Below are 24,917 nucleotides of genomic sequence, written 5' to 3'. Positions count from 1 at the left end.
ACAATTAAAATGTGACGCGTATCGCATTTAGCGGGCCGGTTGGTTAAAATATCGCGACTTGCCCGCACCTGTCCGGATTTTTTTTACCATGGAACACGCTCCCGTTTCCCGCTCAACCGCCTGGTTGCGCGTGGTCATCCTCGCCGTCTCGGCCTTTATATTCAACACCACCGAGTTTATTCCGGTCGGTCTGCTGAGCGATATCGCCGCCAGCTTTTCGATGCAAACCGAACAGGTCGGCTTGATCATTACCATTTACGCCTGGATCGTCGCCGCCGCCTCGCTGGCGTGCATGCTGCTGACCAGCAAGATCGAGCGCCGCAAACTGTTGATCGGCGTGTTCATGCTGTTTATCGCCAGCCACATACTGACCGCCGTGGCCTGGAACTTTACCACGCTGGTTATCTCGCGCGCCGGCGTGGCGCTGGCGCACTCGGTGTTCTGGTCGATCACCGCCTCGCTGGCGATCCGCGTGGCGCCGCCGGGCAAGAAAGCCCAGGCGCTGAGCCTGCTGGCGGGCGGCACCGCGCTGGCGATGGTGCTCGGGTTGCCGCTCGGGCGGGTGGTGGGGCAGTTGCTCGGCTGGCGCATGACCTTTATCGGCATCGCGGTGTGCGCCACCCTGGCGCTGGTGCTGCTGTGGCGCCTGTTGCCGGTGCTGAAAAGCGAGCACTCCGGTTCGCTGGCCAGCGTGCCGCTGCTGTTCAAGCGCCCGGCGCTGATGGCGCTTTACATGCTGACCATCATTGTGGTGACGGCGCACTTCACCGCCTACAGCTACATCGAGCCGTTTATCCAGACCGTGGCCGGGCTGTCGGAGAACTTCACCACGCTGATGCTGTTGCTGTTCGGCGCCGCCGGCATCGTCGGCAGCCTGCTGTTCAGCCGCTACAGCGAGCGTTTTCCTTCCGGCTTCTTTATCGGCGCCATTACGCTGCTGGCCTTGAGCCTGCTGCTGCTGTTGCCGGCCGCCGGCAGCGAAAGCCATCTGACGGTGCTGTGCATCTTTTGGGGCATGGCGATCATGGCGATCGGCCTGTCGATGCAGGCCAGGGTTTTGAGCCTGGCGCCGGACGCCACCGACGTGGCGATGGCGATCTTCTCCGGCCTGTACAACTTCGGCATCGGCAGCGGCGCGCTGCTGGGCAATCAGGTGAGCCTGCATCTGGGCATGGGCAACATCGGCTTCGTCGCCGCGCCGCTGGCGCTGATCGCCCTCGGCTGGTGCTTGCTGAGCGCCTACCGCAGCGAACGGCTGCAGCACCACCACAGCCGTTAACCTGCCGATTCGGGATGCCGCTGCGGCATCCCGCGCTACATTTTCCTGCTATAAAACAGGCTGCTGCAGCGTTTTATGCTTAACTTTTTTTCATAGTCTGCTAATTAAAAATTTAACTCCGACGCCGCTTCGCTAGCATAGAAAGTCATCAAAAATGTTAATGCGAGGTTAACGGTGAGTGACTCTGTAGCGGCGTCGCCGATCCATGCGCGGGATTTGGCGGCCAGAATCGACGCCTTGCCCGCGTCGGCCGGCCTGTGGCGCTTTATCATTCTGCTGTCGCTGGGCGGCTTTTTCGAACTCTACGATCTGTTCCAGACCGGCTATATCAGCACCGGCCTTATCGCCGACGGCATTTTCCACACCGGCGCGCAGGGCGTCTTCGGCGTGTCGGATCAGGCGGCCTTCGCCTCCGCCACCTTTCTCGGCCTGTTCGTCGGCGCCAGCCTGCTGAGCCCGTACGCCGATCGCTTCGGCCGGCGCGCCACCTTCATGTTCGCCCTGATCTGGTATGGCGCCTTCTCGCTGCTGCTGGCGTTTCAACAGCAGGCGGAGTGGGTGATCTTTCTGCGCTTTCTGGTGGGCGTCGGGCTCGGCATTGAGCTGGTGACCATCGATACCTACCTGACGGAGTGGGTGCCCGCGCATCTGCGCACCCGGGCTTTCGCCTTCGCGTTCTTCGTGCAGTTCCTGTCGGTGCCGGCGGTGGCGCTGATGTCCTGGTGGCTGGTGCCGCAGACGATTTGGGGCCTGAGCGGCTGGCGCTACGTGGTGATCGCCGGCGCGCTGGCTTCGCTGGTGATTTGGCTGGTGCGCAAGGGGCTGCCGGAGTCGCCGCGCTGGCTGGTGCAGCAGCGGCGCTATGCGCAGGCCCGGCAGGTGATGCGGGATATGGAGCGGCGCTGCGGCGTGGCAGCCACGGACTTCCCGTCGCGCCCGGTTGACGATGCCGAGGGCGCGCCGCTGCGCGGCCGCTTTCGCGATATCTGGGCGCCGCAGTATCGCGATCGCACGCTGATGCTGGTGGTGATGAATTTCTTTCAGGCCATCGGCTTCTTCGGCTTCGGCAACTGGCTGCCAGCGCTGCTGTCGGGCAAGGGCGCTTCGGTCACCCACAGCCTGCTGTACGCTTTCTTCATCACGCTGGCCTACCCGCTGGGCTCGCTGCTGTGCAGCTTCTACGCCGACAAGATGGAGAATAAGTGGCAGATCGTGTTGTCTTGCCTGGTGACGGTGATCTTCGGCTCGCTGTTCGCGCTGCAGAACAACCCGCTGTGGCTGATCCTGTGCGGCTTCTTCATCACCTGGTCCAACGCCTGGCTGACCTACAGCTACCACTCCTATCAATCCGAGATCTTCCCGACCCACATCCGCGCCCGCGCCGTCGGTTTCTGCTACTCCTTCAGCCGGCTGTCGACGGTGTTCAGCAGCATCATTATCGGCATTATCTTGCAGTACGGCGGTTCGCTGGGGGTGATCGCGTTTATCGTCGCCAGCATGCTGATCGTGATGCTGGTGATCGGGCTGTTCGGCCCGAAAACGCGCGGCATCGATCTGGAAAACATCTGACGTTTTGCGCCGGCGGCGACGCCGGCCTCTTCAGCAAAAAAACTCGCGATCATGCGAAAATTATTCCGTTATCACTGCCTTTGCGCCTGCCGTACTGTTAACCCGTCCAAAATCCAATTCGATACCGAGCGGGGAACACGTCATGAGCACTCTTACCGCGCCCGATGGCGCACGCATTTTCTATAAGGATTGGGGCCGCGGCCAGCCGATCCTGTTCTCGCACGGTTGGCCGCTGTCCGCCGATGCCTGGGACAACCAGATGCTGTTTTTCGGCCAGAGCGGGTTCCGCGTGATCGCCCACGATCGCCGCGGCCACGGCCGTTCTGATCAAACCTGGCACGGCAACGACATCAACCAATACGCCGACGATCTGACCCTGCTGATCGAAACGCTGGATCTGCGCGATCTGATCCTGGTCGGCCATTCCACCGGCGGCGGCGAAGTGGCGCGCTACATCGGCCGTCACGGCAGCGATCGGGTGGCGAAAGTGGTGCTGGTCGGCGCCGTGCCGCCGCTGATGCTGCAGACGCCGGTCAACCCAGAGGGCACGCCGATGGCGGCGTTCGACGGCATTCGCAGCGGCGTGGCGGGCAACCGCTCGCAGTTCTTCAAAGAGCTGGCGGTGCCGTTCTATGGCTTCCAGTGCGACGAGGTGGAGAGCAACGCGGGGCTGATCGACAGCTTCTGGCTGATGGGCATGCAGGGCGGCGTGAAAGGGCAGTACGACTGCGTACGCGCGTTCTCCGAAGTGGATTACACCGCCGATCTGCTGGCGATTGACAAGCCGACGCTGCTGGTGCACGGCGACGCCGATCAGATCGTGCCGATCGGCGCCTCGGCGCTGAAAGCCGCTAAGCTTATGCAACAGGCGGAGCTGAATGTTTACGCCGGCGGCTCTCACGGTTTGGCGCAGGCCGATCCCGATCGCTTCAACGCCGATCTGCTGGCCTTCATCCAGAATTCGCCGTTTTAAGGAGGCGCGATGAACCTGACTGTTATCGCCGCCCGCTGCGCGCAGCGGCTGCACGCGCCTGCGGTGCGCTGGGTGCTGCTGCTCGCGATCTGCGCCGCCTATATTCAGGGCGGGCTGGTCAAGGCGCTGAACGTTGAGGGCGCCATCGCCGAGATGACCCACTTCGGCCTGCAGCCGGCGGCGCTGTTCGCCGTGCTGGTGACGCTGCTGGAACTGGCGGCGTCGGCGCTGATCCTAAGCGGTTTTTATCGCTGGCTCGGCGCGTTGGCGCTGGCCGGTTTTACCCTGATGGCGATGCTGATGGCCAATCCGTTCTGGCAGTTCGACGGGGCGGAGCGCGGCCAGATGATGAACGGATTTTTTGAACACCTCGGGCTGGCCGGCGCGCTGCTGCTGGTGGCATTTAACGATTTGAAGGAGCGAACGGATGGCTGAACAGACGGAAAACAAGGCGGCGGCGGGCGGCTTCGCGCCGCTGAAAATTCCATTATTTGCGGTGCTGTGGGGCGCCACGGTGCTCGGCAACGTCGGCAGTTTCATGCGCGACGTCGCCAGCTCATGGCTGATCACCGACCTGTCGAGCAACCCTTCGGCGGTGGCGTTGATGCAAACCGCCGCCACGCTGCCGGTGTTCCTGCTGGCCATCCCGGCCGGGGTGCTGTCGGACATTCTCGACCGGCGACGCTTTCTGATCTTCGTGCAAATTCTGCTGGCCTGCGTCAGCGGCAGCCTGTTGCTGCTGTCGCAGACCGGCGCGCTGACGGTGGAATACCTGCTGGCGCTGACCTTCGTCGGCGGCATCGGCGCGGCGCTGATGGGGCCGACCTGGCAGGCGATCGTGCCGGAGCTGGTGCCGCGCGGCGAGCTGAAAAACGCCGTGGCGCTGAACTCGCTGGGCATCAACATCGCCCGCTCCATCGGCCCGGCGGCCGGCGGTTTGCTGCTGGCCAGCTTCGGCGCCGGCGCGGCCTACGGCGCGGACGTGATGAGCTATGTGCTGGTGATCGCGGCGCTGCTGTGGTGGAAGCGGCCGAAGGTTGAGGACAGCGGCCTGTCGGAACACTTCTTCGGCGCCTTCCGCGCCGGGCTGCGCTATGCCCGTTCCAGCCGCGAGCTGCACGTGGTGCTGCTGCGGGCGGCGGTGTTCTTCGCCTTCTCCAGCTCGGTCTGGGCGCTGCTGCCGCTGGTGGCGCGCCGCATGCTGGGCGGCAGCGCCGGTTTTTACGGCGTCCTGCTGGGGGCGGTGGGCGCCGGGGCGATCATCGGGGCGATCGTGCTGCCGCGCCTGCGCCAGCGGCTAAACGCCGACGGGCTGGTGTTGCTGGCGGCGGTACTGACGGCGGCGGTAATGGCGGCCCTGTCGTTGGCGCCGCCGCAGTGGCTGGCGGTGGTGCTGCTGTTGGTGCTGGGCGCCGGCTGGATCATTGCGCTGACCACGCTCAACGGCGCGGCGCAGGGCGTGCTGCCTAACTGGGTGCGCGGCCGCGGCCTGGCCATCTATCTGATGGTGTTCAACGGCGCGATGGCGGCGGGCAGCCTGTTGTGGGGGCTGGTGGCGCAGGAGCTGGGCGTGGCCGCCACGCTGCTGGTCGGCGGCGTCGGCCTGTTGGCGGCGGGGCTGCTGTTCCACCGCCTGCGTCTGCCGACCGGCGAGGCCGATCTGCAGCCGTCGAACCATTGGCCGGAGCCGTTGGTTAACACGCCGGTCGAGAACGATCGCGGCCCGGTGATGATTCAGGTGGAGTACCGCATTCGCGAGCAGGATCGGCCGCAGTTCTTGCGCACGCTGCTGATGCTGGAGCGGGCGCGTCGCCGCGATGGCGCTTACGCCTGGGGCATCACCGAGCACACCGGCGATCCGGAATGCATCATGGAGTGGTTCCTGGTGGAATCCTGGGCGGAGCATCTGCGGCAGCACCAGCGGGTATCGCACGCCGACGCCGATCTGCAGCAGGAGGCGCTGCGCTTCCATATCGGCCCTGAGAAACCGGTGGTGCATCACTTCCTGTCGCTCGACCGGCGTCAGGTGAAGCATTAACTGCACGGCCAGGCGGTGAGAAGGTGCTATGCTTTTGGTCGGTTCGGCGGCGCGGCCGCCGTAAGACGAATGTAGTCAGCACAGGGAGACATATTGATGACGGCACCTTCTGCTTTTGCCCGCGAGCTTGGGCTGCGCTATCCGATCGTTCAGGGGCCGATGAACGGCGCGTCGCCGCCGGCGCTGGCGGTGGCGGTGAGCAACGCCGGGGCGCTGGGATCGTGCGCGGCGGCGCTGTTTTCCCCGGCGGTGATCCTCGAGCGCGTGCAGCAGATCCGCGCGCAGACCGCCGCGCCGTTCAACATCAATCTGTTTCTGCTCGATGAGCAGCACCCGGATCTCGCCGAGCTCAAGCGCGCCCAGCACCTGCTGCGGCCGTTCCGCGAAGCGCTGGGGCTGAGTGAACCGCCCATGCCGACCCAATTCGCCGAAAACAACCGCGACCAGATCGCGGCCCTGCTGGAGGCTGCACCGCCGGTGGTCAGCTTCACCTTCGGCGTGCTGCCGCGCGCGACGGTCACGCAGTTCAAGAAGGCCGGTTCGCGGGTGATCGGCACCGCCACCACGGTGGCGGAAGCCCGCGCCTGGGAAGAGGCGGGCGCCGACTTCGTCTGCGTCTCGGGCGCGGAGGCGGGCGGCCACCGCCCGACCTTCCTTGGCGATATCGAACAGTCCTGCGTCGGCCTGATGGCCCTGCTGCCGCAGGTGGTGGCGGCGGTGAAGATCCCGGCGATTGCCGCAGGCGGCATCATGAACGGGCGCGGCATCGCGGCGGCACAATTGCTGGGCGCGCAGGCGGCGCAGCTGGGCACTGCATTCCTGTGCAGCCCGGAGTCGGGCATCGCCGAAGCCTGGCGGGCGGCGCTGAGCAACGCCGGCGATGACAGCACGCGCCTGACGCGCGCCTTCAGCGGCCGCCCGGCGCGCGGCATCGTCAATGATTTCATGCGGCAGATGCGCGCGGAAGAGGCGCAGATCCTGCCTTATCCGGTGCAGAACGCGCTCACCGGCGATATCCGCCAGGCGGCGGCCAAGGCCGGGCGCGGGGAGTTTATGTCGCTGTGGGCCGGGCAGGGTGTCGGCCTGGCGCGGCCGATGCCGGCGGCGGAGCTGGTCGCCACCCTGGCGGCGGAGCTGGAAGCGGTGTGACCTCGTCTGCGCGATTTATTGCTGTGGCAATGTAAAAAGACGCCGGGTGAGGTCTGATAAGAGATGAACAGTCCGGCGTTCGCGCCGGACTGTTGGTTTCTTGGCTAGACGAGAATATCGGCGGAAGCGTCGACATGCCCAACGATTTTAACCAGAAAATCAGGCAATTGATTGCCGGAGAGATTGATGGCCAGATCGGTGACATTCTGCTGCGCGTCATAATTCAGCGCCGCTTCATATAACGAGCCGCTTAAATTATCCACGAAGTGCAACTCGCCCCCCTCGGCCTTAGCCGTCTGGTTGAGCCACGACAGGTCGATTTTATCCTCCGCGGTCTGGAAATCGCGGATCCAATCCGGCGCGGCGGCTTGGCTGTCGCCGGCTTCGCGGAAGACGAAGGTGTCCGCGCCTGCATTGCCCCAGAGCTGATCGGCGCCGCCGGCACCGTAAATGATGTCGTTGCCTGCACCGCCTTTTAACGTATTGTTCAGCGCGTTGCCCACAAGAATGTCGGCGCCGCTGCCGCCGATGATATTTTCAATCTGCGCGCCGTAGGCGATGGCGATATTCGCCTTCAAGCCGCCGACATCAGAGAATGCGCCTTCGTTAATGTTGATGCGCTGATCCTGGCTGTAGCCTGAAAAATCCAGCGTGTCATTGCCGCCGGCATCCCAGATAGCCGCCACGATTTTGTCCGTGGACGCCTTAACGCTCAAAAAGTCTCGGTCCGTATTCGAGTTGAAACCATAGGTGGTATCGCCGGTGCGCGTGGTGGTATTCGCGCCGTAAAGCTTCTGTATGGCGGTAATATCATCCAGCTGCGGCCCTGATGGCCAAACGCCTTTATAGTCAGCGCTGGTGTATTGTTCGTTAAAATAGCTCATCAAAGAATATTGATGGTCGTCTTCATAATACTTCGCCGAGTTGGCGTAGGTGGGGTAGGTGGCATTTGACGCATCATAATTGCCGGGATGAGAAAGCCCCAACGCATGCCCTATTTCATGGGTGAGTGTATCCCTGGCGTAATTATTGGTTTGCGGATTGGAGGCGTCGTAGCCGTTATTGCCGCTGATCCAAATGGTGCTTTTTAGATTGCTCTGCGTACTTTCATACGAGGTGTAATTGCCCCCGCTGGCCGCCTTATAAAAACCAAACTTTATATCTGCATTTTTCGCGTCGTTGCCTTTAACCTCGGTGAACGTGATGTTGGCCACATCCGACCAGGATTGCAATGAAAGCTTGGTTTGGGCTTGCTGGGCGGCGGTAAGCTGCGCGGCGCCCGTCTTGTCGCTGCCCGTATAGACGGGGAAAGAGTAGGTCAAGGTAGCCGCATGGTCGGTCACGCCTTTGCCATTGGCGGAATAATGGCTCCTCAGCAGCAGATCTGAAACCTCTTGCGTGGTATATGACGGTTTACTGCTCCCCGCGTGATCGCCTCTTTCATAACGGGTTAAATAATCGGAAATCTTATCGGTCGCTAATGACATATCAAACTCCTTTGGACGTTGACAATATTGCACCTAACGCTCTATATGCTCGTACACAGGTTTGAAAATCAGGGGTAATTAAAGTGATATCATTGGCTTGCCTCCTTGGTCTGGCTTGAATATTGCGTTCAAGCGGAATATATCCTTATCATTAATCACGGTGAGGAATTAATTGTGCACTGTGATTGAGTTAAAGCAGTATAAACACAATTATTTTATTAATGAGTTATTCTTATATGAATCTTTTACATAAGATATGAGTAAAAGACGTGTTTAAATAACTCGTTGGAATTAAATCTTTATTTAATATTTCTCTGTAATCGGCGCGCGGCGTTTGCGTCGCTGATTTATCTTTCTGCTTTTCCAGCTCTTTATCTGTGAAATGCGGTGAGTAGCCGCCATTGCCGTAACGCATAGAGGCGGCCGCACGCCGGCTGTCGGCATTAATCGGATACGGGATTATTGAGGGCGCCCGCGTACACCGATTAACTTGCCTGATACTTAAAAACTGTAGGTGCCCTGCGCCAGGACGAAGTTCATGTTTTTCAGCCCGGCATGGTGCTGCAGGCTGTTGCTGACGTCGAAGTAGACATAGGCCACCTTGAACTGAAGATCGCTGCGCGGTGTCCAGGTGGTTTCGACCTGATACTGGTTGCCGATAAAGCGCGAGCCCTGTTCGCTGCCTTTCACCGGGCGCATCGGGCCGAGGTAGAAGGCATCCTCGCGGCGTTGCCGCCATAACGCGTCCCAGCTGAAGTCGATGGACAGGGTTTGCCACGGCGTGATCGTGACCGAAGGATGGATGGCGATCAGGTTCGCCGGCGCCACCAGCCCGTTCTCGGTCAGGTAGGGCAGCTTGGGGTACATGGCGTTAAAGGTATTGAGCTGCCCGTCGTGACCGTTTTTGTCGCCGCTGGCGATACCGATTTTGCCGCCAAAGCGCGGCCGCCAGCGCCAGTCGTTCGCCGTATAGCCGGCGTGCGCCGACGCCGACCAGGCGCGGATGTCGCGCTGTTCCGCGCTGCCGAACTGCCAGGCGGCCTCATTGTCCCAGTCGAAGCCCTGCGCCGCGCCGAAAATGCGCGCGCCGACGGTGTAGCGCCGCTCTTGCCCGCTGAGCTGCGCGTAGTGGGCGTCGTTATCTTCAAAGCCGAAGGTATAAAGATCGAGCGAGGAAGCCAGCGGCGTCAGCGGTGTGGTGCCGTACAGCCCCCATACCTTTTGGCTGTTGTCGGTATCGTCGTCGAAACTGCCGGTCTTGAGCGTAATGGGGTGGCCGATAAAGGCGTCGAGGCGGTTTTTGTCCTTGACCCAACTGGCGCGGATAGCGTCGAAGGAGCGGCGCACGTTGGGGCCGTCGCGGGTGCCCAGCAGGTGCAGCGAGCCCAGCGCAATCTCCTGGCGGCCGATCCGCAGGGTGCCGAGGCCGTAGGCGGTGGGCAGTTTCATATCTACATAGCCCTGGCCGAGGTAGGCATGATCTTCGTCGGTCGGCTTGCGCCCGCGGTCGCGCGGCGTGGCCAGCGACGATCCCACCTGCACATAGGCGCCGACATAGTCGCCGTAGTCGAGGCGCGCGCCAACCAGCAAGCGCTGCATGAAGGTGTCGTCGCGTCCGCCGTTCAGATCCCGCTGATCCGTCCATTCATAGCGCTCGCGCAGTGAACCGTCGAAAGACAACGTGGCCGCATCGCCCAACGGGATGTTTTTCCAGGGGGAAGCGGCGGGCTCCGCCGCCAGCGCGGGGAGCGTGGAGAACAGCAACAGTGCGGGTAGCGTGCGTTTCATCATGGATATCCGAAGAAAAAAGCGCGCCGCAGCGCGCCTTGGGTTTATTTGGCCGTCTGGTGAATTTCGGCGATATAGCCGCCGGGGAAACTCACCAGCGCCGAGGCGCGGCGTTCCGCCGCCGTCGAACGCCACAGCACCTGCGCGCCGCTGGCCGTCGCTTTGGCCAGCGTGGCCGACAGATCGTCGACGCCATAGCCGGTGCGCTCATGGCCGAACGGATAAGGCAGATGCCCGTCGGTGACGAAAATGCGCGTTTTGCCGAAGCGGGAGTCCAGTTCGATCTGGCGGATCTTGCCGTTGCCGTTACGGCCGATCGCCGCATCGCTGACTTGCGCGTCGCTCGCCACCTTGGCGTGCGAGAATGCCCGATAGCTGTTAAGGAAGTCGTCGACGCGATAGGCGGAGAGGTACAGGCGGTTTTCCGGCACGCTCAGCAGCGGCTTGTAGTTGGGCGCTTTGGTGTGCCAATAAAGCTGCATGTTGACGCCGCCGGGCCACTGGATCACTGCGTCGCGGCCAATCGGATCGTCGAAGGGTTCGACCTGCACATCGGCGCCGGCGGCCTTGGCTTGCCGGATGGCGGCGTCCATATCCCTGACCAGAAAACCGTTGCGCTCAGCGCCAAACGGATGCGGGATCGGCGTTTTGAAATCGAACACCGAGAAGCTGCCGGCCGGCGTCAGTATCAGCTGGGAGTAGGTTTCGCTGGGCGTGGGCGTGACGTTGACCAGCACGCGTTCGGTGCTGGTGCCGCCGAAAGTTTTCAGGATGCTGTCGACAAAGGCATCCATCTTGCCGCGTTCGACGTAGACATGGGTGGTGTCATACTGCGGCCCTACGGCGACAGACGCCGTATCGGCCGCCCATGACATCGCCGGGAGCAGCAGAGCAAGGGCCGATATTCTCAGCCGACGAGAAGAAATGCCGATAATATGTTGCATGTTGACCTCCAGGTAGCGGTTATATTCCTGAGTGAAGCGTAATTTTCCATGAGCTTTCCCGTCGGCTGAAAAATAAAAACCAAAAGCGCAATGCGCGCCGTGAAACATTAACGAAGGGCAAACGTCAGGCGCCCAGGCGAATATCGCGCAGGTGCAGAACATCTATTTTTATGGCGTAAAACGATGGGGCGCCTTTGCCGGCCAAACCCACTGACGCTAAGGGACGGCGATGATGAGATCCGCCTCGTCGCGTGTTGAGGTGTATCGAGGATAATCCATAACGGTCATCTCCTTGATGGGATATATCGCATTAACGATGTGAGTTTACGCTCTTCATTGCCCTCTAAATATAAATACAGCATTAAAAGAATTGCCGCCCATCAAATTTTTATATGACTTGTTGAGTAAATACGAATAAGCGGGAAAAGAGAATATCGCGGCGCCTGACAGGGCTGACGGAGAGGGGGAGGCGGTGTTTATCTCGGGAGAGAAAACGGCCTGCCGAAGCAGGCCGTTGGAGGGCGTTACGCCAGATCGAAACGATCGAGGTTCATCACTTTGTTCCAGGCGGCGACGAAGTCGTGGGCGAACTTCTCTTGCCCGTCGGCGCTGCCGTAGACTTCGGCCAGCGCGCGCAGCTGCGCGTGCGAACCGAACACCAGATCGACGCGGGTGCCGGTCCATTTAACCGCGCCGCTGCGGCGATCGCGGCCTTCGAACAGGCCGTCTTCACCGACCGGGTGCCAGGTGGTGCCCATGTCGAGCAGGTTGACGAAGAAGTCGTTGGTCAGCGCCTGCGGGCGATGGGTGAACACGCCGTGCTGCGTGCCGCCGACGTTGGCGCCGAGCACGCGCAGCCCGCCGACCAGCACCGTCATTTCCGGCGCGGTCAGGGTCAACAGCTGCGCCTTGTCGACCAGCAGCGTTTCGGCCGGCACGCGGTATTTGCCCTTCAGGAAGTTGCGGAAACCGTCGGCGAGCGGCTCCATCGCCTCGAAGGAGTCCACGTCGGTCTGTTCCTGCGAGGCGTCCATGCGGCCCGGGGCGAACGGCACCGTCAGGGTGAAACCGGCGTTCTTCGCCGCCTGTTCCACGCCCGCCGCGCCGGCCAGCACGATCAGATCCGCCAGCGAGACGCGTTTGCCGCCGGTCTGCGCATCGTTGAAGGCGCGTTGGATACTCTCCAGCTTGGCCAGCGTCGCGGCGAGCTGCGCAGGTTGGTTGACCGCCCAGTCCTTTTGCGGCGCCAGGCGAATGCGCGCGCCGTTGGCGCCGCCGCGCTTGTCTGAGCCGCGGAAGCTGGAAGCGGAAGCCCAGGCGGTGGAGACCAGCGCCGACACCGACAGGCCGGAAGCCAGCACGGCGTTTTTCAGCGCGGCGATGTCCTGCTCATCGATCAGCGGATGATCGACCGCCGGGATCGGATCCTGCCAAATCAACGCTTCCTGCGGCACTTCCGGGCCGAGGTAGCGCGCGCGCGGCCCCATGTCGCGGTGGGTCAGCTTGAACCAGGCGCGGGCGAAGGCGTCGGCCAGCTCCTCCGGGTGCTCATAGAAGCGGCGCGAAATCTTCTCGTAGGCCGGATCGAAGCGCAGCGACAGGTCGGTGGTCAGCATGGTTGGGCGGCGTTTTTTGTTGGGATCGAAGGCGTCGGGAATGGTTTCACCGATGTCTTTCGCCACCCACTGGTGCGCGCCGGCCGGGCTTTGGCTCAGCTCCCATTCGTATTCGAACAGGTGGCGGAAGAAGTCGTGGTTCCACTGGGTCGGGGTGGTGGTCCAGGTGACTTCCAGGCCGCTGGTGATGGCGTCTTTGCCGACGCCGGTGCCGAAGGTGCTGTGCCAGCCGAGGCCCTGCGACTCCAGTCCGGCCGCTTCCGGATCGGCGCCGACGTGAGACGCCGGGCCGGCGCCGTGGGTCTTGCCGAAGGTGTGGCCGCCGGCGATCAGCGCCACGGTTTCTTCGTCGTTCATCGCCATGCGGGCGAAGGTTTCACGGATGTCGCGCGCGGCGGCCACCGGATCAGGGTTGCCGTCCGGGCCTTCCGGGTTGACGTAGATCAGGCCCATCTGCACCGCCGCCAGCGGGTTTTCCAGATCGCGGTCACCCGAGTAGCGGCTGTTCGGCCCGCCGCTCAGTTCCAGCCAGATCTTCTCAGAGCCCCAGTAGACGTCGTCCGGCTCCCAGGTGTCGGCGCGGCCGCCGGCGTAGCCGAAGGTTTTGAAGCCCATCGATTCCAGCGCCACGTTGCCGGTCAGGATAATCAGGTCGGCCCAGGAGATGTTGCGGCCGTATTTCTGCTTGATAGGCCACAGCAAACGGCGCGCCTTGTCGAGGCTGACGTTGTCCGGCCAGCTGTTGAGCGGGGCGAAGCGCTGCTGGCCTTCGCCTGCGCCGCCGCGGCCGTCGCCGATGCGGTAGGTGCCGGCGCTGTGCCAGGCCATGCGGATGAACAGGCCGCCGTAGTGGCCGAAGTCCGCCGGCCACCATTCCTGCGAGTCGGTCATCAGGGCGTGCAGATCCTGTTTGACCGCCGCCAGATCGAGGCTGTTGAAGGCATCGGCGTAGTTGAAGTCTTTATCCATCGGATCGGACAGGGGGGAGTGCTGGTGCAGCGGTTTCAGGCTGAGCTGATTAGGCCACCAATCCTGATTGGTGGGGCCGTTCTGCGGTGCGGGCTGCTTGCCGCCCGAAAACGGGCATTTGCTTTCAGTTGTCATAATGCGCTCTCTGCTTCCGTAAAGATGCTCCAGCCGCCGGGCGTGGAGCGGTTAACAAGGCATGCGGGTAAGGCTTGCGTCGGGTGTTGCGCTAAGTAACTGAACTCAATCGATTGACGTCACCCTCGCCGCCAACGGGCAAAGGGGGACATAGGGCTAAGCTTAGTCAGCGGCGGCGGAGAGATAAAATAGGAATGAGTGAATATTGTGATAGCTTGCGGCGATTTATGGGTGTGCTATTGATAGTCAACACGCCGCGTTATCGGCGCCGCAACATGACCGCGAGCACCGCGTCCGCCAGCTTGCCGAACGGCGCGCGCAGCAGGTCGGTAAAGCGCCAGCGGCTCTGGATGAAAACGCCTTTGGCGTGGCTCAGCGCCCGAAATCCTTCGATGCCGTGACAGGCTCCCATGCCGCTGGGGCCGATGCCGCCGAACGGCAGGTCGTCCTGGGCGAAGTGCAGCAGGGTGGCGTTGATGCTGACGTTGCCGGAGGTAGTGCGCGCCAGCAGCCGGTCCCGATCCTCGCCCGGCGGGCCGAAGTAGTAGAGCGCGAGCGGGCGGGGCGCGGCGTTGATAACGTCGATCGTTTCATCAAAGGCGGCGTAGGTGCGCACCGGCAGCAGCGGCCCGAAGATCTCTTCTTGCATGATCGCGCTGTCATCGGGGGCGCCGACGATAAGCGTAGGGGCCAGCGTGTTCGGCCGTTCAGACGCCGAGTCCGGGCGGTGGCCGACCGGATGGAGTTGCGCGCCGCGCGCCTGTGCGTCGGCAAGCAGCGCTTGCAAGCGGCGATAGTGCCTGTCGTTGATGATGGCGCCGTAGTCGTCGCCGGTTGGCCCGTCGGGATAAAAGCTTTTAACCGCCGCGTCATAGAGCGCCATGAAGCTTGCCAGATCGTCCTGATGAACCAGCAGGTAATCGGGCGCGATACAGGTTTGGCCCGCGTTCGACAGCTTGCCGAACGCCACGCTCTTGACGTTTCTGGCGTTAACCGCGCCGCGCGCCATGACGGCAGGGCTTTTACCGCCCAGTTCGAGCGTTAACGGCACCAGATGTTTGCCGGCTGCCTGCATGACCTGACGGCCGATCGCCGTGCTGCCGGTGAACACCAGATGGTCGAACGCCAGCTCGCTGAATCTGGCCCCGACGTCCGGCCCGCCGGTCACGACGGCGACCTCATCGGCGGGAAACAGCGCCGCCAGCATCGTTTCGATCAGGCGGCTGGTATGCGGCGTGAGCTCCGAAGGTTTCAGCATCACGCGGTTGCCGGCGGCCAGGGCGGTGGCCAGCGGGATGAAGGTCAACGAGAAGGGATAGTTCCACGGCGCCATGATGCCAATCACGCCCTTGGGCTGATATTGCACATAGGCGCGTGCGGCCTGATACGGCAGGGCGACGTGGCGGCGCTCCGGCTTCATGAAGCGTTTCAGGTTGCGCAGCAGGTAATCGATCGCCTGAACGGTGACCAGAATCTCCAGAATATCGGTTTCGTAAGGCGAACGGTGGCCGAAGTCCGCGCTGACGGCCGCCGCCAGCGCGGCGCGCTGGGCCAGAATGGCGCTCCGCAAGCGGCGCAGGGCGGCCTTGCGCTGTTGCATCGTCGGCGCGCCGTCGCGCAGGAAGGCGTGGCGCTGGGCGGCAAGCCGCGGCTCCATCGTCATGAGGATGTCATCTCCCTGCACTTGAATTCTCCTGATGCCGAGTGAAAGCGGGAATGCGGTTTGCCGAATTGTGTTTGACCTTAAAGTGAACTTTAAACCTATACTCGTTAAACGATCAACGCAAGATCGTCGGCCAACCGGGATGAGGGAGCCAGAGATCCCGGCGCCGTGCGCAGTATAAACCTTCTTTTTTAACCAGAGTGTAAATGGGAGAAACGACATGGGTTATGTAACGACCAGCGATGGCGTCGAGATTTTCTACAAGGATTGGGGCCCAAAAAACGGCAAGGTTATCTACTTCCACCACGGCTGGCCGCTGTCCAGCGATGACTGGGATGCCCAGATGCTGTTCTTCGTGAACAAAGGGTTCCGCGTGGTTGCGCACGATCGCCGCGGCCACGGCCGCTCCAGCCAGGTGTGGGAAGGGCACGACATGGATCACTACGCCGATGATGTCGCCGCGGTGGTAAAACACCTCGGCGTACAGGGCGCCATGCACGTGGGCCACTCGACCGGCGGCGGCGAGGTGGTGCGCTACATCGTGCGCCACGGCGAGGACAAGGTGTCCAAAGCGGTGCTGATCAGCGCGGTGCCGCCGCTGATGGTGAAAACGGACAGTAACCCGCAGGGCACCCCAAAATCGGTATTCGATGATTTCCAGGCGCAGCTGGCCGCCAACCGGGCGCAATTCTATTACGACGTGCCCGCCGGCCCGTTCTACGGCTATAACCGTCCGGGCGCCAAACCGTCGGAGGCCATTATCTGGAACTGGTGGCGGCAGGGCATGATGGGCGGCGCCAAGGCGCACTATGACGGCATCGTCGCCTTCTCGCAGACCGATTTCACCGAAGATCTCAAGAAGATTGCCATTCCGGTGCTGGTGATCCACGGCGACGACGACCAGGTGGTGCCTTATCAGGATTCCGGCGCGCTGTCGGCCAAGCTGGTGCAAAACGGCACGCTCCATACCTATAAGGGCGCGCCGCACGGCATACCGACTACCCATGCCGATCAGGTCAACGCCGATCTGCTGGCGTTCGTGAACAGTTAAGCGCGAACAAGCACTTTTGCTCCGCCCTGAGTGGGCGGAGTTTTTTTCATTGCGATGAGGAACGCCAATGCAAACGATCCTGGGCGCCAGTGGCCAGATCGCCCAAGAGCTGGCGCGTGAACTGAAGCGCGCGTACACCGATGATTTAAGATTGGTCAGCCGCAACCCGAGGAAGGTCAACGACAGCGATACGCTGGTCGCGGCCGACCTGCTCGATGCACAGCAGACCCTGGCGGCGGTGAAGGGCAGCGACGTGGTGTATTTCGCCGCCGGCCTGCCGCCGGATTCGGCGCTGTGGGAGCGGCAATTTCCGACCATGCTGCAGAATGCGTTGGACGCCAGCCGTACCGCGGGCGTGCCCTTTGTTTATTTCGACAATACCTATATGTATCCGCAGAACGGCGAGCCGCAGACGGAATCGACGCCGTTCGCGCCTCGGGGGCGCAAGGGACGGGTGCGCGCTCTGATGACCGAGAAGGTGCTCGACGAGATGGAGCGCAAGCAGATCCCCGTGCTGATCGGTCGTGCGCCCGAGTTTTATGGGCCGGGAAAAACGCAGAGCTTCACCAATGCGCTGATCGTCGACAGGCTGAAAGCGGGGGAAAAACCGCGCGTGCCGGTTCGCGACGACAGGCTGCGCACGCTGATCTGGACGCCCGACGCCAGCCGTGGGTTAGCCCGGCTCGGCAATACGCCCGACGCGTTCGGCCAGACGTGGCATCTCCCGTGCTGCGACGAGCGGCTCACCTATGCGCAGTTCGCCGCGTTGGCCTGCGAGGTGTTTGGGAAGGAGATTTCATATTCCGTTATCGGCAAATGGGCGTTGATCGCCGCGGGGTTGGTTTCGTCCGGGGCGCGAGAGATGCGCGAGCTGCTGCCGCGCTACGAGCACGATAACCTGTTCGACTCGACCAAGTTCAAACAGCGTTTTCCCGACTTCGCCGTCACGACGTATCGCGCCGGGCTGGAAACGATTTGGCGGGAGTGGAAAAACGCGCAAGCGCCGCGCTGAGGCGTCCGTCGCGCCATGAGCAGGCGCATTCGGCACCCTGTCATCACTCTGCCCTCATGATCCTCTCGCACCGTCTCGATCGGCGCGAGCGAGCCTCGCCCTTCACCGGGCGGGGCTTTTTATTGGCTGCGGCAGCGCGTCACCAGTGATAGCTGATGCCCATATCGAGTTTGTCCGACGCATCGACGCCGGGAGCGTGCCGAGAAAGGTTATTGAATTCATAGTTAATAAACACCTGCATGTTGCTATTGAGCAACCAGGTCACGCCCAACTCCTCGTAGTTCAATAAGTCGGTGTTGCGGCCTGCCCGGGCCTGTATCAAACGGGTATAGCCGATGTTGGGTTGGATGTGGTCCGTCAGCCGGTATTTGGCGAGCGCTTCATAACTGGACGCCGAGCCGCGGTTAGCGGTTTGTTGCGGGCTGATGGCGTTGTCGCTTTGGGTGAACACGGCCGCGAGATAGATTTTTTTCGACGCATAGAGAACCCCCTCGGCCAGCGTATCGATGCGCCGACGATAGCCGGCGGCGCGTTGCTGCCGCTGCGTGGTTTGAGACGCCGAAGCGGCGGCGATGAGGCTGAGCGTCGGCGTCAGCGCATAGCGGAAGGAGGCGCCGAACCCGTTGCCGTTTTGTTTGCCCAGCGCCTGTCGATCGTCGCCGTCTTTGAACTGATACTGCAGCGCGAGGGCGGCGTGCCGCTGAAACAGGCTGAAAGGTTTGCGGTAAGTGAGCAGGTTGTGCGCCCGGCCGCGCATAAAGTTGTCGATGTAGTTGTAGGCCATTTCTCTGAACAGCGGGGAGCGATCGGTCAGGGCGGTCACATCATAGAGCACGCCCCAGTTGCGGCCGATATCGAGGCTGCCCAGGGCGGCGTTCTGCACGCCGAGGTAGGCGAGCCGGGTGCTGTTTCGGGTGGCGTCGGCGAAGCTGACGGTATATTCCCAATGGGCGTAGGCCCGCCAGCGCGGCGCGATCTTTTTTTTGCCGATCAGGCCGAAATAGAGATAGCTGCGGTCGCCGTCGTCGCGTTCGCTTTGGCCGCTGTAGCGTCTGGCGATAATCGTGCCGTAGAAATTCAGGCTGCTGTGTTGCGATACCGTCAGCGGCACGGCGAAGGCGCTGCGCGGCAACAGGGCCAGCAGCGGGAGCCACAGGCTCGCCGAAAAAGCGCGAGGATTGCATTTTATCATGATGACGTCGTCCCTGTGCGCGGCAAGCCGGCCGGCTTGCCGTCCTGGTGAAGCTTAAGCGTGCGTGACGTGTTTAAAGTAGCTGACGATCCCCTGCGTGATGGCGGTGGCGATTTTATTTCGGAATGCAGGGGTGCCCAGCAGCCTTTCTTCCTCGGGGTTGGTGATGAACGAGGTTTCCACCAATACCGAAGGAATGTACGGGGATTTCAACACCACGAAGGCCGCCTGTTCGGTATTTTTGGCATGCAAATGATGGATGGGCGCAATATGTTGGATCAGGTGCGAGCCCAGCGTCAGGCTTTCTTTGATGGTTTCCGTTTGTTCCAAATCAAACAGTATCTTCTGCAAATAGCGATCTTTCTTGATGACGTGGGGGCCGGCGAGATCGTCCGCCGCGTTTTCACTGTTCGATAAGTATTTCGCCATCGCGCTGCTGGCGCCCTTAGTGGAAAGCGCAAAGACCGAAGCGCCGCAGGCGCTGGGGCAGGTAAAGCCGTCGGCGTGAATCGACATGAAAAGATCCGCGCCGTGCCGGTGCGCGATCTCCACCCGATCGTATAGCGGAATAAAAACGTCGCTGTCTCGCGTCAGGCGGGCATCGATGCCGTGTCGATCGAGCTGCGCCCGCACGTTTCTGGCGATCGCCAGAACGACATGTTTTTCCAGCGAACCGGTGTGGCCAATGGCGCCGGAGTCGATGCCGCCATGGCCGGGATCCAACATGACCAGGAATCGTTTTCGCGCACCCTGAGGGCCCGCCTGTTTTTTGGGGCGTGGCAAGCCGTGGGCGCCAGCCAGCGGAGAAACGGCGCTATTGAGCGCCAGAGCCGCCAGCCCGGCCAGCATCATTCTGCGGCGGGACAAGCGCGTGTTCAAAAGGTCCTTCTTAGCCATAAGGTTAACCCGCATAAAGGGAAGGTTGTTTTGTTATAACATAACAATTTATACCGGCATCATCGTTGTCTGTTAGCGCCTGTTACTTTTAATGTCATTCTATAAATCAACCGGTTTTTATACTAAATGTGGTTATTTGATTGGGTATTTATATTGTGATTTATTTGTATTGCATTTGTTAATTCTTATTTTGAAACACTATGCAATCCAATATTTCAAATGAGATTTATTACCATCCAATAATGATATGTTATAACGTAATTACAAAAATTGATAAAAACGGCGTCTTTGCCGCCGGCATGCCGGCATAAAGACACCCACGTTTTTGGAGCGTTAACATGACTTTTAAACACCAGGAAAAAGAGACGCTAAATCTATTCGCGGTTCTCGCCGTCTCGTTAAGCACGGTCATCGCCATGCTCGACAGCACCATCGCCAACGTAGCGCTGCCGGTGATCGCGAAAGATTTCGCCGTTTCCGAATCGGCCTCCATCATGATTATCAATGCCTACCAGTTTGCCGTCGTCGCGTCGTTGATGCCCTTTGCGGCGCTGGGCAGAGCGGTGGGCAATAAAAAAATCTTTATGGCCGGGGTGGTGCTGTTTGCTTTCTCCTCGTTGGGCTGCGCGCTTTCCGACACGCTGGCGATGCTGACGGCGTTCCGAGTGATACAGGGCTTCGGCGCGGCGGCGGTGCTCAGCGTCAATGCGGCGCTGATCAAGGAGATCTATCCGGCAAGGCTGCTGGGGCGCGGCCTGGGGATTAACGTGATGGTGGTGTCGGTTTCCGCCGCCGCCGGGCCGTCCATCGCCTCGGCGATACTTTCTCAAACGAGCTGGAACTGGCTGTTCACCATCAATGTTCCCATCGCCTGCCTGTCGCTGCTGCTGAGCGTGATATTTCTGGGCTCCCGCGAGCGGCGCAGCGTTGGCTTCGACAGCGGGGGCGCCCTGTTGGTGTTTGTGCTGTTTATCGCTTTCTCGCTCAGCACGATGAGCATGACCACCCGCCATCTGCCGGCGGCGGCGCTGAGCTTTGCGGTATTCGCCGGACTGGCCGGGTGGCTGTACATCAATCAGAAAAGAAAGGCCAACGCCGCGCTGATCCCGGTCGCGATGCTGCATAACCCGACGCTGTCATTGTCTTTGCTGATGTCGATGCTGTCTTACAGCACCCAGCTTTTGGCTTTTGTATCGCTGCCTTTTTATTTCCACAATGTCCTGCAAAGAAACGTGGTGGAAATCGGTCTGCTGCTGACCGCCTGGCCGCTGGCCACCATGGTGTCGTCGTTGATTTCCGGCGATTTGACCAAGAAATACGATCCCAATCTCGTCGCCCTGTCAGGCCTCGCCTGCTTGTTGGCCGGCATGCTGCTGATGGCCAACCTGCCGGCCGATCCGTCGAATGGGGCGATCGTATGGCGTGTGGCGCTGTGCGGCATCGGTTTCGGCCTGTTTCAATCACCGAACAACCTGCTGATCATGACCTCGGTCTCTCATGAAAACAGCAGCATCGCCAGCGGTCTGTTGGGCAGTTCCCGGTTGATTGGGCAAATCGTCGGTTCGGCGTTAGTGGCGATTTTCTTCAATATGCGCGGCGCGCAAGCGACGACTATCAGCTTAATGGCGGGGGCGGCGTTCTCGTTTCTCTCTCTGGCCGTGAGCTATATGCGCTTCAAGTCCGCCGTTACGTTAAAAACCAGCAAATAAGCACGTTCGAGGTTTCCCATGCGATTCATCCACCTGGTGCCGCTCATTATCGGGATGGCGGCGTTTTCCCTCAGCGGCTGCTCGACCTACCACGACGTGGCGCTGCAACAAAAAGAGGCGGGGCTCAATAGCCCGTATTATCTGTTGCAGCCGCCGGTGTATGTCGGCGATCGGCTGAAATACGGCCTGAAGGACGGCAGCGGCGGTGAGCTGACGGTTGCGAAGGTTGAACCGAAAGACATCGTTGCCGACAGCGGAAAAATCATTCCCCTGTCGCAACTCTCTTTCCTGCAGCGAAAAGAGATTTCCGAAGGAAAAACCGCCGCGTTGGTCGGCGGCGGCGCGGTCGCCACCGCGGCGATCGTTTTCGTTGCCGGGATCACCATCATGGCCGCCGGCATCGCCGCCTCGGCCTGACACCATTCATCGACGCGCGCCATTGCGCGTGCGCGCAGGAGGCCTCATGGCCGTAAAACTGACATTCATCGCCACCGCCTTGCTGGCGATAGCCGCTTTGCCGATGCTGCCTTGCGCCGGCGCCAGCCAGCCGGAAGCGGCCGCGCTGCCGCAGAGCGCGGCGGCGCAAACGCTGCCCGGCAGCTACCCGCGGATCGTTATCACCGGCAACTGCCCCTTCGGCGTGATCCTGGCCAACGAGGCGGCCTATCGGCACGTCGTCGGCGTCGGCCCCTGGGCGTTCATGCATGCCGATAGGCATGTGTTGAAGGACATGAAGCCGGATATCGGCAGGATCACGTCCGGTTTCATCAATAAGGACTATCGGGTCAACATGGAGTCGTTAATGAATCTCCGGCCCGACATCATTTATTACTACGGCAAAAGCCAGGACGATCGGCTGGAAAGGGCGGGCGTGATGACCGTCGATCTGGATGCCGGCGGGAAGACCAAATACCAGCCGATGGTCACCCAGGTGTATTGGGAAAATACTTTCGCCGACACCCTCGGCCTGCCGCGCACGCATAAATTCAAAGACGCCTGGGAAAAGACCCTGAAGCAGATCCGCCCCTATGCCGCCGCCATCCGCGCGCAGCACGTCAGGGCGTTGTATCTCGAAGAAAGCGACGGCAGGCAGCTGAAGGTGAGCGGCCCGCATACCTACGGCGACACCTACCTGAAAATGGCCGGCATGGACAACGTCGCCGGGGATTTGCCGGTGAAGGGCGATGCCGGCAGGTACATCAACGTTTCGATGGAGCAGATCATGGCCTGGGACCCGGATGTGATTTTCGTGGTGTTCGGCAGCGCCAAAGCGCTGCTGCACGGGGGGATCCCCGGCCAGGCGTGGGAGACGCTCAGGGCGGTAAAAAACGGCAAGGTTTTCTCGACGCCGGTGGGCATTCATAACTGGGGGGGCCTGTCGGCGGAAACATCACTGCTGCCGCTGTTTATGATCAACCGGTATGCCCCTGAAGACATTAGCGACAAAACGCTGCGGGAGGAGACGCGCCGCTATTATCAGACGATGTTCTCTTATGCGATCCCGGACCGGTTGCTGGATGAGGTGCTGGCACAGCGCTAGTGCCACGGTTAAATAGCGTGAGTTCGTTGGAGGAGCTTGGAGATGCCGGGCAGAGGAAAATATGTGGCGATCATGGCGGGATTGTTTATTTCGCTCTGTGTGGTCGCCTTCGCATCACTGTTTGCCGGCCGCTACGCCTTGTCGGCCCATGATGTGGCGCAGATTTTATGGCAGGAGAACATGCCGGGGGAAAACCAGGCCCGCTATTCGGTGATTTTTAACCTGCGCGCGCCGCGGGTAGTGGCGGTGATGCTGGTGGGCGGCGGGTTGGCGGTCGCCGGCGCGACCTTTCAGGCGGTGCTGAAAAACGCATTGGCCAGCCCGGACGTGCTGGGCACGTCTTCCGCCTCCGCCTTTGGCGCTGCGCTGGGCATTCTATTGAGTTTGCCTTTTGCCCTGAGTTCGCTGCTGTCGTTTCTTTTCGGCGTGGTGAGCCTGTTGCTGGTGCTCGGCATCTGCCGCCTCAAACGCCGGCAGGATGCGCTCACCACGCTTTTGTCCGGCATGATTATCGCGTCGCTGTTTATCGCGTTTGTCTCGGTCATAAAATATGTCGCCGATCCGCAGGATACCTTGCCGGCGATCGTCTTCTGGCTGATGGGCAGCTTCGCTTCAGTAGCGAAAGCGCAGGTTTATTGGCTGATCCCGCTGTTTGCGGCGTGTTACCTGACTATCTACCGGCTCAGGTGGAATATGAACATTCTCTCTCTTGGGGACGACGAGGCGCGTATCGCCGGTCTGAATCCGCCTCGGCTGAAGATCCTGTTGCTGATCGCCGCCTCTCTGCTGGTTTCCGCCTCGGTGAGCTTGGCCGGCGTGGTGGGGTGGGTCGGCTTGGTGATCCCGCATTTGGTGCGAAGCGTGTTGGGGTATAACCACGGTCGCCTGATCCCGGCTTCGGCGCTGAGCGGGGCGCTGTTTTTGCTGGTGATCGACAATATCGCCAGAGGCGCCACCTACGCTGAAATCCCGATCGGCATCCTGACCGCGCTGATCGGCGCGCCGCTTTTCGCCCTCCTTTTTATTATGAGCAGCAAACATGATCACCGTTAGCCAGTTGACCCTGGGGTTCAAAGGGTGTGAGCCCATTCTCGACAACGTCAGTTTTCATCTGAAACGCGGTGAGATCCTCAGCGTGCTCGGGCCGAACGGCGCCGGTAAAACCACGCTGCTGAGACATGTCGCGGGCCTGTGCCGGCCCCTGTCAGGCGTGTGCCAGATCGGCCATATCGACAATCGGCCCGCCCGACTGGCCTATGTGCCGCAGGCGAAAACGCCGCATTTCGCGTATGGCGTGCTCGATTTTGTCACTTTCGGCTGCGCTCGCCAGGCGGGGTGGTTCGCCGGGCCGCGGCGGCAAGATTTCGCCAAGGCGCAGGCGGTGTTGCACGCGCTGGAGATCGCGCCGCTGGCGCAGAAAAACATCAATCAGATCAGCGGCGGGGAACTGCAGATGTGTTATTTCGCCAAGGCGCTGGCGGCGGACCCCGACGTCATGATCCTCGACGAACCGGAGTCGAACCTGGATTTTTACAATCAGGCTAAAATGATCGAGATGCTCTGGCGCCTCGCCAAAGAGCGGCAGATGACGATCGTGCTGAATACGCATTTTCTGCATTACGCCGATCGCATCTCCGACAAGTGCCTGCTGATGAATAAGCGACAGTGCATGTTTGGCGATAAAAACGCCTTGCTGCAAGAGGATATCCTGGAGCGCTACTTCCAGGTGCCGGTGAGAAAGTGCCGGTACGAATATGCCGGCGTCAGCGAAGAAACGTTCATTGTCGCGCTACGGCACCCCGCTTGAGCGCCGCCAGTGCGAGGACGATTGAGGGATATCCCTCATTGCGGCCCCGCCGGCGGTTATTTAAGCTGAAAGAGAAATGCAACGGTGAATATGGAGATA

At 61.1% G+C, this 24,917-nt stretch carries 20 protein-coding genes; 13 read left to right on the top strand and 7 right to left on the bottom strand.

The window, feature by feature from the left end; all coding sequences use genetic code 11:
• Window positions 1-88 precede the first annotated feature (88 nt).
• The 6 genes from CPH57_RS12625 to CPH57_RS12600 all read left to right on the top strand — a co-directional run bounded on the left by CPH57_RS12625 (window position 89) and on the right by CPH57_RS12600 (window position 7,008).
• Complete coding sequence (locus tag CPH57_RS12625) at window positions 89-1,279, top strand: sugar transporter (protein WP_046687439.1); 1,191 nt, start codon at window positions 89-91, stop codon at window positions 1,277-1,279.
• Window positions 1,280-1,453: 174 nt separating this feature from the next.
• Complete coding sequence (locus CPH57_RS12620; protein WP_170852885.1) at window positions 1,454-2,848, top strand: MFS transporter; 1,395 nt, start codon at window positions 1,454-1,456, stop codon at window positions 2,846-2,848.
• A 142-nt stretch (window positions 2,849-2,990) separates the two neighbouring features.
• Window positions 2,991-3,821 (top strand): alpha/beta fold hydrolase, encoded by an 831-nt coding sequence (locus CPH57_RS12615; protein ID WP_096242409.1) that lies wholly within the window; start codon window positions 2,991-2,993, stop codon window positions 3,819-3,821.
• 9 nt (window positions 3,822-3,830) lie between these two features.
• Entirely contained in the window at window positions 3,831-4,256 is a 426-nt protein-coding gene (locus CPH57_RS12610; protein WP_047025359.1) for a DoxX family protein, read from the top strand.
• Window positions 4,249-5,859, top strand: a complete 1,611-nt coding sequence (locus CPH57_RS12605; RefSeq protein ID WP_047025360.1) for an MFS transporter — start codon at window positions 4,249-4,251, stop codon at window positions 5,857-5,859. The genes CPH57_RS12610 and CPH57_RS12605 overlap by 8 nt, the downstream gene beginning before the upstream one ends.
• 96 nt (window positions 5,860-5,955) lie before the next feature.
• The gene (locus tag CPH57_RS12600; RefSeq protein WP_060660504.1) at window positions 5,956-7,008 is read left to right on the top strand and encodes a nitronate monooxygenase family protein; all 1,053 of its coding nucleotides are present in this window, start codon (window positions 5,956-5,958) and stop codon (window positions 7,006-7,008) included.
• A 104-nt stretch (window positions 7,009-7,112) separates the two neighbouring features.
• Here CPH57_RS12600 and CPH57_RS12595 read toward each other — a convergent pair whose 3' ends face one another.
• From CPH57_RS12595 to CPH57_RS12575, 5 genes are all read right to left on the bottom strand, one after another.
• Complete coding sequence (locus CPH57_RS12595) at window positions 7,113-8,495, bottom strand: serralysin family metalloprotease (protein WP_096242408.1); 1,383 nt, start codon at window positions 8,493-8,495, stop codon at window positions 7,113-7,115.
• 501 nt (window positions 8,496-8,996) lie between these two features.
• The gene (locus CPH57_RS12590) at window positions 8,997-10,286 is read right to left on the bottom strand and encodes an alginate export family protein (RefSeq protein WP_096242407.1); all 1,290 of its coding nucleotides are present in this window, start codon (window positions 10,284-10,286) and stop codon (window positions 8,997-8,999) included.
• A gap of 41 nt (window positions 10,287-10,327) precedes the next feature.
• Window positions 10,328-11,227, bottom strand: coding sequence for a VOC family protein (locus CPH57_RS12585; protein ID WP_033651863.1), 900 nt, complete (start codon window positions 11,225-11,227; stop codon window positions 10,328-10,330).
• Between the two features lie 524 nt (window positions 11,228-11,751).
• Entirely contained in the window at window positions 11,752-13,947 is a 2,196-nt protein-coding gene (gene katG / locus CPH57_RS12580) for a catalase/peroxidase HPI (RefSeq protein WP_096242406.1), read from the bottom strand.
• A 259-nt stretch (window positions 13,948-14,206) separates the two neighbouring features.
• Complete coding sequence (locus tag CPH57_RS12575; protein ID WP_172428006.1) at window positions 14,207-15,610, bottom strand: coniferyl aldehyde dehydrogenase; 1,404 nt, start codon at window positions 15,608-15,610, stop codon at window positions 14,207-14,209.
• Between the two features lie 220 nt (window positions 15,611-15,830).
• On the opposite strand from CPH57_RS12575, the gene CPH57_RS12570 reads away from it, so the two are divergent.
• Window positions 15,831-16,661, top strand: coding sequence for an alpha/beta fold hydrolase (locus CPH57_RS12570; RefSeq protein ID WP_033643735.1), 831 nt, complete (start codon window positions 15,831-15,833; stop codon window positions 16,659-16,661).
• A 67-nt stretch (window positions 16,662-16,728) separates the two neighbouring features.
• Entirely contained in the window at window positions 16,729-17,673 is a 945-nt protein-coding gene (locus CPH57_RS12565; protein WP_033643734.1) for an NAD-dependent epimerase/dehydratase family protein, read from the top strand.
• 139 nt (window positions 17,674-17,812) lie between these two features.
• Here the strand turns inward: CPH57_RS12565 and CPH57_RS12560 are convergent, their stop codons facing one another.
• Window positions 17,813-18,865 (bottom strand): porin, encoded by a 1,053-nt coding sequence (locus CPH57_RS12560; RefSeq protein ID WP_033651859.1) that lies wholly within the window; start codon window positions 18,863-18,865, stop codon window positions 17,813-17,815.
• A 54-nt stretch (window positions 18,866-18,919) separates the two neighbouring features.
• Window positions 18,920-19,762: an N-acetylmuramoyl-L-alanine amidase AmiA gene (gene amiA / locus CPH57_RS12555; RefSeq protein ID WP_096242405.1), complete on the bottom strand. Its 843-nt coding sequence runs from the start codon at window positions 19,760-19,762 to the stop codon at window positions 18,920-18,922.
• 338 nt (window positions 19,763-20,100) lie between these two features.
• Between amiA and CPH57_RS12550 the strand changes: the two genes are divergently transcribed.
• The 5 genes from CPH57_RS12550 to CPH57_RS12530 are packed head-to-tail and all read left to right on the top strand — an operon-like array spanning window position 20,101 to window position 24,818.
• Window positions 20,101-21,471, top strand: coding sequence for an MFS transporter (locus tag CPH57_RS12550; RefSeq protein WP_033651857.1), 1,371 nt, complete (start codon window positions 20,101-20,103; stop codon window positions 21,469-21,471).
• Between the two features lie 18 nt (window positions 21,472-21,489).
• Complete coding sequence (locus tag CPH57_RS12545; RefSeq protein ID WP_223524788.1) at window positions 21,490-21,888, top strand: hypothetical protein; 399 nt, start codon at window positions 21,490-21,492, stop codon at window positions 21,886-21,888.
• A 46-nt stretch (window positions 21,889-21,934) separates the two neighbouring features.
• A complete protein-coding gene (locus CPH57_RS12540) occupies window positions 21,935-23,011 on the top strand; it encodes an ABC transporter substrate-binding protein (RefSeq protein ID WP_231922805.1) in 1,077 nt (358 codons plus the stop codon).
• Between the two features lie 42 nt (window positions 23,012-23,053).
• The gene (locus CPH57_RS12535; protein WP_096242404.1) at window positions 23,054-24,064 is read left to right on the top strand and encodes an iron ABC transporter permease; all 1,011 of its coding nucleotides are present in this window, start codon (window positions 23,054-23,056) and stop codon (window positions 24,062-24,064) included.
• The gene (locus tag CPH57_RS12530; protein ID WP_033651856.1) at window positions 24,051-24,818 is read left to right on the top strand and encodes an ABC transporter ATP-binding protein; all 768 of its coding nucleotides are present in this window, start codon (window positions 24,051-24,053) and stop codon (window positions 24,816-24,818) included. Before CPH57_RS12535 ends, CPH57_RS12530 begins: the two co-directional genes overlap by 14 nt.
• The last annotated feature ends 99 nt before the right edge of the window (window positions 24,819-24,917 follow it).

It is taken from the genome of Serratia sp. JKS000199, from assembly GCF_900215455.1.
Taxonomy (GTDB): Bacteria; Pseudomonadota; Gammaproteobacteria; order Enterobacterales; family Enterobacteriaceae; genus Serratia; species Serratia ureilytica.
This window is presented reverse-complemented; position numbering and strand designations above follow the sequence as displayed.

Excerpts from the sequence above, each read along its gene's own strand:
- CPH57_RS12625 (WP_046687439.1), top strand. The coding sequence starts at position 89 with ATGGAACACGCTCCCGTTTCCCGCTCAACCGCCTGGTTGCGCGTGGTC.
- CPH57_RS12615 (WP_096242409.1), top strand. The coding sequence starts at position 2,991 with ATGAGCACTCTTACCGCGCCCGATGGCGCACGCATTTTCTATAAGGAT.
- CPH57_RS12610 (WP_047025359.1), top strand. The coding sequence starts at position 3,831 with ATGAACCTGACTGTTATCGCCGCCCGCTGCGCGCAGCGGCTGCACGCG.
- CPH57_RS12605 (WP_047025360.1), top strand. The coding sequence starts at position 4,249 with ATGGCTGAACAGACGGAAAACAAGGCGGCGGCGGGCGGCTTCGCGCCG.
- CPH57_RS12600 (WP_060660504.1), top strand. The coding sequence starts at position 5,956 with ATGACGGCACCTTCTGCTTTTGCCCGCGAGCTTGGGCTGCGCTATCCG.
- CPH57_RS12595 (WP_096242408.1), bottom strand. The coding sequence starts at position 8,495 with ATGTCATTAGCGACCGATAAGATTTCCGATTATTTAACCCGTTATGAA.
- CPH57_RS12590 (WP_096242407.1), bottom strand. The coding sequence starts at position 10,286 with ATGATGAAACGCACGCTACCCGCACTGTTGCTGTTCTCCACGCTCCCC.
- CPH57_RS12585 (WP_033651863.1), bottom strand. The coding sequence starts at position 11,227 with ATGCAACATATTATCGGCATTTCTTCTCGTCGGCTGAGAATATCGGCC.
- katG (WP_096242406.1), bottom strand. The coding sequence starts at position 13,947 with ATGACAACTGAAAGCAAATGCCCGTTTTCGGGCGGCAAGCAGCCCGCA.
- CPH57_RS12575 (WP_172428006.1), bottom strand. The coding sequence starts at position 15,610 with ATGACGATGGAGCCGCGGCTTGCCGCCCAGCGCCACGCCTTCCTGCGC.
- CPH57_RS12570 (WP_033643735.1), top strand. The coding sequence starts at position 15,831 with ATGGGTTATGTAACGACCAGCGATGGCGTCGAGATTTTCTACAAGGAT.
- CPH57_RS12565 (WP_033643734.1), top strand. The coding sequence starts at position 16,729 with ATGCAAACGATCCTGGGCGCCAGTGGCCAGATCGCCCAAGAGCTGGCG.
- CPH57_RS12560 (WP_033651859.1), bottom strand. The coding sequence starts at position 18,865 with ATGATAAAATGCAATCCTCGCGCTTTTTCGGCGAGCCTGTGGCTCCCG.
- amiA (WP_096242405.1), bottom strand. The coding sequence starts at position 19,762 with ATGGCTAAGAAGGACCTTTTGAACACGCGCTTGTCCCGCCGCAGAATG.
- CPH57_RS12550 (WP_033651857.1), top strand. The coding sequence starts at position 20,101 with ATGACTTTTAAACACCAGGAAAAAGAGACGCTAAATCTATTCGCGGTT.
- CPH57_RS12545 (WP_223524788.1), top strand. The coding sequence starts at position 21,490 with ATGCGATTCATCCACCTGGTGCCGCTCATTATCGGGATGGCGGCGTTT.
- CPH57_RS12540 (WP_231922805.1), top strand. The coding sequence starts at position 21,935 with ATGGCCGTAAAACTGACATTCATCGCCACCGCCTTGCTGGCGATAGCC.
- CPH57_RS12535 (WP_096242404.1), top strand. The coding sequence starts at position 23,054 with ATGCCGGGCAGAGGAAAATATGTGGCGATCATGGCGGGATTGTTTATT.
- CPH57_RS12530 (WP_033651856.1), top strand. The coding sequence starts at position 24,051 with ATGATCACCGTTAGCCAGTTGACCCTGGGGTTCAAAGGGTGTGAGCCC.